At 66.5% G+C, this 5,457-nt stretch carries 6 protein-coding genes; 5 read left to right on the top strand and 1 reads right to left on the bottom strand.

Translation table 11 applies throughout. The annotated features are described in order from the left end of the window. Window positions 1–126: 126 nt before the first annotated feature. The 5 genes from ftsE to rpoH all read left to right on the top strand — a co-directional run bounded on the left by ftsE (window position 127) and on the right by rpoH (window position 4,403). A complete protein-coding gene (ftsE, locus tag JCM9942_RS10350) occupies window positions 127–813 on the top strand; it encodes a cell division ATP-binding protein FtsE (protein ID WP_054659484.1) in 687 nt (228 codons plus the stop codon). Beyond that, window positions 810–1,772 carry a permease-like cell division protein FtsX gene (gene ftsX, locus JCM9942_RS10345; protein ID WP_054659482.1) on the top strand — a complete coding sequence of 321 codons (963 nt, stop codon included), beginning with the start codon at window positions 810–812 and terminating at the stop codon, window positions 1,770–1,772. Before ftsE ends, ftsX begins: the two co-directional genes overlap by 4 nt. Before the next feature lie 7 nt (window positions 1,773–1,779). After that, on the top strand, window positions 1,780–2,622 hold the full coding sequence (locus JCM9942_RS10340; protein ID WP_054659480.1) for a response regulator: 843 nt from the start codon (window positions 1,780–1,782) through the stop codon (window positions 2,620–2,622). Beyond that, the gene (gene ung, locus JCM9942_RS10335) at window positions 2,619–3,347 is read left to right on the top strand and encodes a uracil-DNA glycosylase (protein WP_054659478.1); all 729 of its coding nucleotides are present in this window, start codon (window positions 2,619–2,621) and stop codon (window positions 3,345–3,347) included. Before JCM9942_RS10340 ends, ung begins: the two co-directional genes overlap by 4 nt. Window positions 3,348–3,527: 180 nt before the next feature. After that, complete coding sequence (rpoH, locus tag JCM9942_RS10330; protein WP_054659476.1) at window positions 3,528–4,403, top strand: RNA polymerase sigma factor RpoH; 876 nt, start codon at window positions 3,528–3,530, stop codon at window positions 4,401–4,403. Window positions 4,404–4,495: 92 nt separating this feature from the next. Here the strand turns inward: rpoH and JCM9942_RS10325 are convergent. Beyond that, the coding region (locus JCM9942_RS10325; protein ID WP_054659474.1) for an NAD(P)/FAD-dependent oxidoreductase at window positions 4,496–5,457 on the bottom strand (962 nt) is incomplete at its 5' end.

Genomic DNA, 5,457 nt, shown 5'->3' with positions numbered 1-5,457 from the left:
ATTCGTTCCTGACCCGGCTGGGCCGCAAGATCCGCCCGCATGTTGTCGGGCAGCTGATCGTCGCGGTCTCCGCGCCGCCTCGCAGTGCGGCGGCGCACGCGGGCCGCGCTCCGGCATAATCGCCGCATGAGCGTCCTGCGTTTTGACAATGTCACTAAACACTATGCCGGTGGCCATCCGGCGCTGGTGGATGTCAGCTTCGAGGTGGCCGCCGGCGAAATGCTGTTCGTCACCGGGCATTCGGGGGCAGGCAAAAGCACCCTGCTCAAGCTGATCCACCTGAGCGAGCGCCCCACGCGCGGCGCGGTTTTGTTCGCTGAGCGCAATCTGCTGAAGGTGCGCGGCGGCAAGGTCGCCCTGCACCGGCGCCAGGTCGGCGCGGTCTATCAGGATCACCGCCTGCTGACCGACCGCAGCGTCGGCGAGAACGTCGCCTTGCCGTTGATCCTGCGCGGTGATCGTCGCGCCGATGCGGACAAGCGCGTGCGCTCGGTGCTGGAGCGGATGGGCCTGGGGCATCGCGAGAAGGCCCTGCCCACGCAGCTGTCGGCCGGTGAGCAACAGCGCGTGGGCATCGCCCGCGCGATCGTGGCCGAACCCAGGCTGCTGGTGGCCGATGAGCCGACCGGCAATCTGGATCCGGCACTGGCGGCGGAAATCATGACCTTGTTCGCCGAACTGCCGGCGCGTGGCACCAGCGTGCTGGTGGTCAGCCATGACCTGGCCCTGCTCAAACAGATGCGCAAGCGCGTGTTGATCCTCGATCACGGCCGTCTGGTCGATGACATTTCGCCGCAGGACCTGGCCGAATGAGCGTACGTACCCCCAACAAGCCCGCCAACAGCGCAGTGGCCGCGCCCTCGCGGCTGGGGATCTGGATCAGCCATCACCTGCACAGTGTGGTGTTCAGCCTCGGCCGTGCACTGCGCAAGCCATGGGCGACCCTGCTGACGGTGGCGGTCATGGCGCTGGCATTGGCATTGCCGCTGGGCCTGTCCATCGCCCTGGACAACCTCAAGCATTTTTCCGGCAGCGTGCAGCAGTCGCGCGACATCAACCTGTTCCTGAAGCCGGATCTGGATGCAGCCGCCACGCAGGCCGTGGTGCAGTCGCTGCGCGGCCGCGCCGATGTGGCGCAGGTGGTGGTGCGTTCGCCCGATGAAGGATTGGCCGAGCTGCGCCACAGCGCCGGGCTGGGCGAGGCGATCGATGCGCTGGGCGACAATCCGTTGCCGACCTTGCTGATCGTCACCCCCGCCCATGGCGATGATGCAGCGTTGGCCAAGTCACTGGAGGCGCTGCCGCAGGCCGATCTGGTCCAACACGATGCACTGTGGCGGCAACGGCTGGACGGCTGGCTGGACTTCGGCGCGCGGCTGGTGCAGGTGCTGTCGCTGTTGCTCGGGCTGGGCGCGGCGCTGGTGGTCGGCAATACCGTGCGGCTGGATATCCAGGCCCGCCGCGAGGAGATCGGCGTGCTGCAGCTGCTCGGCGCCAGTGACGGCTTCATCCGCCGCCCGTTTGTCTATCTGGGCGCGTGGTACGGACTGGGTGCCGGGCTGGTCGCGCTGGCGTTGATCGGCGTCTGCGGGCTGGCGCTGCGGCCGCCGCTGGCCGCGCTTTCTCAAAGTTATGGCAGCCCGTTCGTGCTGCATGGGCTGGATCTGTTCCATTCGGTGATGGTGCTGGTGGCGACGACGATCCTGGGTTGGCTGGGGGCATGGCTGGTGACCGGCCACTTCCTCAGGCAGACTCGCCCGACCGAGACCTGAGGCCCGCATGCGAGCGCAAGAACTTAAACATCTGATCAGTGACGCCCCGCGGGTGATGGTGGTCGATGGTTCCAAGCTGGTCCGCCGGCTGATTTCCGATGTGCTCAAGCGCGAGCTGCCGGATGTGGATGTCATCGGCTGCGCGAGCATCGCCGAGGCCCGCGAGGCATTGGCCGCCGGCCCGGTGCATCTGGTCACCACGTCGCTGGCGTTGCCCGATGGCGATGGCCTGGCGTTGGCGCGCAGCGTGCGCGAAACCGCGGGGCAGGCGTATGTGCCGGTGATCGTGGTCTCCGGCGATGCCCAGCAGCATCTGGAACAGCGCCGTTTCACCGAGTTCGTCACCGACTATTTCGACAAATCGCTGGGCCACGAGGCATTGGCGACCTTCATCCGCGGCTATGTGCAGCCTGAGCCGGTGCCCGGCGCCACTGTGCTGTACGTGGAAGACAGCCGGGTGGTGGCCGAGGCGACCAAGCGCATGCTCGAACGCCACGACCTGCAGGTGGTGCATGTGCTTACCGCCGAGGACGCGTTCTCGCTGCTGACGGCCGAATCGCTGGGCCGCACCGTGCGTCGCATCGACCTGGTGCTGACCGACGTCACCCTCAAGGGCGAGCTCAACGGGGGCGACGTGGTCGAGCGCATCCGCGTCGATTTCGGCTATGGCAAGCGCCGTCTGCCGGTGCTGGTGATGACCGGCGACAGCAATCCGCACAACCAGTCGGCGCTGCTGCAGTCCGGTGCCAATGATCTGGTGCAGAAACCGGTGGAAGAACGCCTGCTGGTGACCAAGGTGCTGTTCCAGCTGCGACTGGCACGGCTTTCCCAGCCGGTCGTGGTGCTGTGAGCGAAGCGGCATCTGCGCCGATCCAGCTTGAATCCAGCTGGAAGGCCAGGATCGGCGACTGGCTGCTGCGCCCGGACATGCGCGAGCTGGCCGCGTTCCTGCGCCAGCGCAAGGCCGCCGGCGCGCAGGTGTTTCCTCCCGGGCCGCAGATCTTTGCCGCGTTCGAGGCCACGCCGTTCGAGCAGGTCAAGGTGGTGGTGCTGGGCCAGGACCCGTATCACGGCTATGGCCAGGCCCATGGCCTGAGCTTTTCGGTGCCGCCGGGCGTGCCGGTGCCGCCCTCGCTGCTCAACATCTATAAAGAGATCGAGGCCGATCTGGGCATTCCGCGCCCGGACCACGGCTGTCTGCTGCCGTGGGCGCGCCAGGGCGTGCTGCTGCTCAACGCCGTGCTCACGGTGGAAGAGGGCAAGGCCGGCGCGCACCAGGGCCGCGGCTGGGAAGGATTCACCGATCACGTGGTGGATGTGCTCAACCGCGAGCGCGAGGGGCTGGTATTCCTGCTGTGGGGCGCCTACGCCCAGCAGAAGGGCAAGGTCATCGACACCCGCCGCCACCGCGTGCTCAAGGCGCCGCATCCGTCGCCGTTGTCGGCGCATCGCGGCTTCCTCGGCTGCCGTCACTTCTCCCAGGCCAATGACTACCTGCAGCGGCGCGGGCTGGGCCCGGTCGACTGGGGTCTGCCATCGCGCCAGGTGCTGGAAGCCGGGTTCACTGCTGTCTGAATCTCCTTGATGCCTGTCATATCGCGGTGGCGTTGGCTTTGCTACGGTAGGACCTGTTGGAATGCTCCTGCGTCGCGGTCGCCCATTCAGCTTTTACTGTGAGTTTTGCGACAAAAACAGAACGCTGGAACTTTTTCTGTACTCAGCAGTCCAATAGTCCGACTGCTAAGATGAGGTCCTATGAGCCAGAACACCTCTACTGCCCTTGTGGCAAACAATCTCCCGATTCCCAGTGCGCTCGGTTCGCTGGACGCCTACATCGGTGCCGTGCACCAGATTCCGGTGCTGTCGGTCGATGACGAGCAGGAACTGGCGCGTCGTTTCCGTGATGCGCAGGATCTGGACGCCGCCCGCGAACTGGTGCATTCGCACCTGCGTTTCGTCGTGCACGTGGCCCGTGGCTACAACGGTTACGGCCTGCAGCTGGGTGATCTGATCCAGGAAGGCAACATCGGCCTGATGAAGGCGGTGAAGCGTTTCGACCCGGACATGGGTGTGCGGCTGGTGTCCTTCGCCGTGCATTGGATCCGTGCCGAGATGCACGAGTTCATCCTCAAGAACTGGCGCATCGTGAAGGTCGCCACGACCAAGGCGCAGCGCAAGCTGTTCTTCAACCTGCGCAAGTCCAAGACCCGTCTGGGCTGGTTGAACGCGGCTGAAGTCAGCGCCGTGGCCAAGGACCTGAACGTGTCCGAGCGCGAAGTGATGGAGATGGAATCGCGTCTGTCCGGCCGTGACATCGGTTTCGATGCCCCCACGGATGATGACAATGACCACGCGCCGCCGTCGCCAGCAGCCTATCTGGTGGCACGCGAGGAAGATCCGTCGCAGGCCTATGAGCGCGAGGACAGCGAAGACAACCAGATGCAGCTGTTGCGCGAAGGCCTGTCCAAGCTGGATGAGCGTTCGCGTGACATCATCGCCCGCCGTTGGCTCGATGCCGACTGCAAGGTGACGCTGCAGGAGCTGGCCGACGAATACGGCGTGTCGGCTGAACGCATCCGCCAGATCGAGGCCAATGCGCTGAAGAAGATGAAGGCGCTGTTCGCCGCCTGAGCGGAGCGATATCGGCGTGACAAGGCAAAGGCCCGGGATTCCGGGCCTTTGCCGTTTCCGCCGGTTGTGAGCCGCATGCCGATGCCCGCGGTTTACGGCGGCGCATCGGTATGCGGCCGATCGCCGGCATGCATCCCGGCGAACGGCGGTGTGGCTTCATCTCCGGCACCGCTGTCGGCATCGCCGAAGATGATCCGTGCGCCGCGCTGGTAGCTCCAGTACGCCACCGCCCAGTTCAGCAGCACCACCAGCCGGTTGCGGAAGCCGATCAGGAACACCACGTGCGCCGCCAGCCAGAACCACCACGCCAGCACGCCCGACAGCTGCAGCCGGCCCAGATGCACGATGGCGGCCATGCGCCCGATCGTGGCGAGGTTGCCTTGGTCGCGGTAGTGGAAAGGCGCCGGTGCCGGCGCATGGCGCAGTCGCGCCTGGATGACCGTGGCCAGGTAGCTGCCCATCTGCTTGGCCGCCGGTGCCACGCCCGGAACCGGACGGCCATCGTCTTGCTGAATTGCCGCCAGATCCCCGGCGACGAAGATCTCCGGATGGCCGGGGACGGTCAGGTCCGGCTGCACCCGTACGCGCCCGGCGCGGTCCAGCGCTACCTCCAGGGTCCGTGCCAGCGGCGAGGCGGCCACGCCGGCGGCCCAGACTACCGTGCGGGCCGGAATATGGGTGTCGCCCCACGTGAAGCCGTGGTCATCGATTGAGGTGACGGCGGCGCCGGTGAGCACCTCCACGCCGAGTTTCTCCAGCTGCCGCCGCGCCTTGAGCGAGAGCGGCTCCGGAAAGCTGGACAGCACCCGTGGCCCGGCTTCGACCAGCCGGACCTTGGCCGCGGCCGGATCGATGTGGCGGAACTCGTTTTTCAGGGTGTGGCGGGCGATCTCGGCCAGGGTGCCGGCCAGCTCGACGCCGGTGGGGCCGCCGCCGACGATGGCGAAACTCAGCCAGGCGGCTTTGCGCGCCGGGTCCGGTTCGGCCTCGGCACGTTCGAAGGCCAGCAGCAGTTTGCGGCGCAGCGCCAGCGCGTCGTCGAGGGTCTTCAGTC

Origin of the sequence: Stenotrophomonas pictorum JCM 9942 (assembly GCF_001310775.1) — a bacterium.
Classification (GTDB): Bacteria; Pseudomonadota; Gammaproteobacteria; order Xanthomonadales; family Xanthomonadaceae; genus Stenotrophomonas; species Stenotrophomonas pictorum.
Note: the sequence above shows the minus strand (reverse complement) of the source record. Positions and strands in the feature narration are given on the sequence as shown.

What these genes read in the sequence shown, in the direction of transcription:
- ftsE (WP_054659484.1), top strand. Translation starts at nt 127, where the DNA reads ATGAGCGTCCTGCGTTTTGACAATGTCACTAAACACTATGCCGGTGGC.
- ftsX (WP_054659482.1), top strand. Translation starts at nt 810, where the DNA reads ATGAGCGTACGTACCCCCAACAAGCCCGCCAACAGCGCAGTGGCCGCG.
- JCM9942_RS10340 (WP_054659480.1), top strand. Translation starts at nt 1,780, where the DNA reads ATGCGAGCGCAAGAACTTAAACATCTGATCAGTGACGCCCCGCGGGTG.
- rpoH (WP_054659476.1), top strand. Translation starts at nt 3,528, where the DNA reads ATGAGCCAGAACACCTCTACTGCCCTTGTGGCAAACAATCTCCCGATT.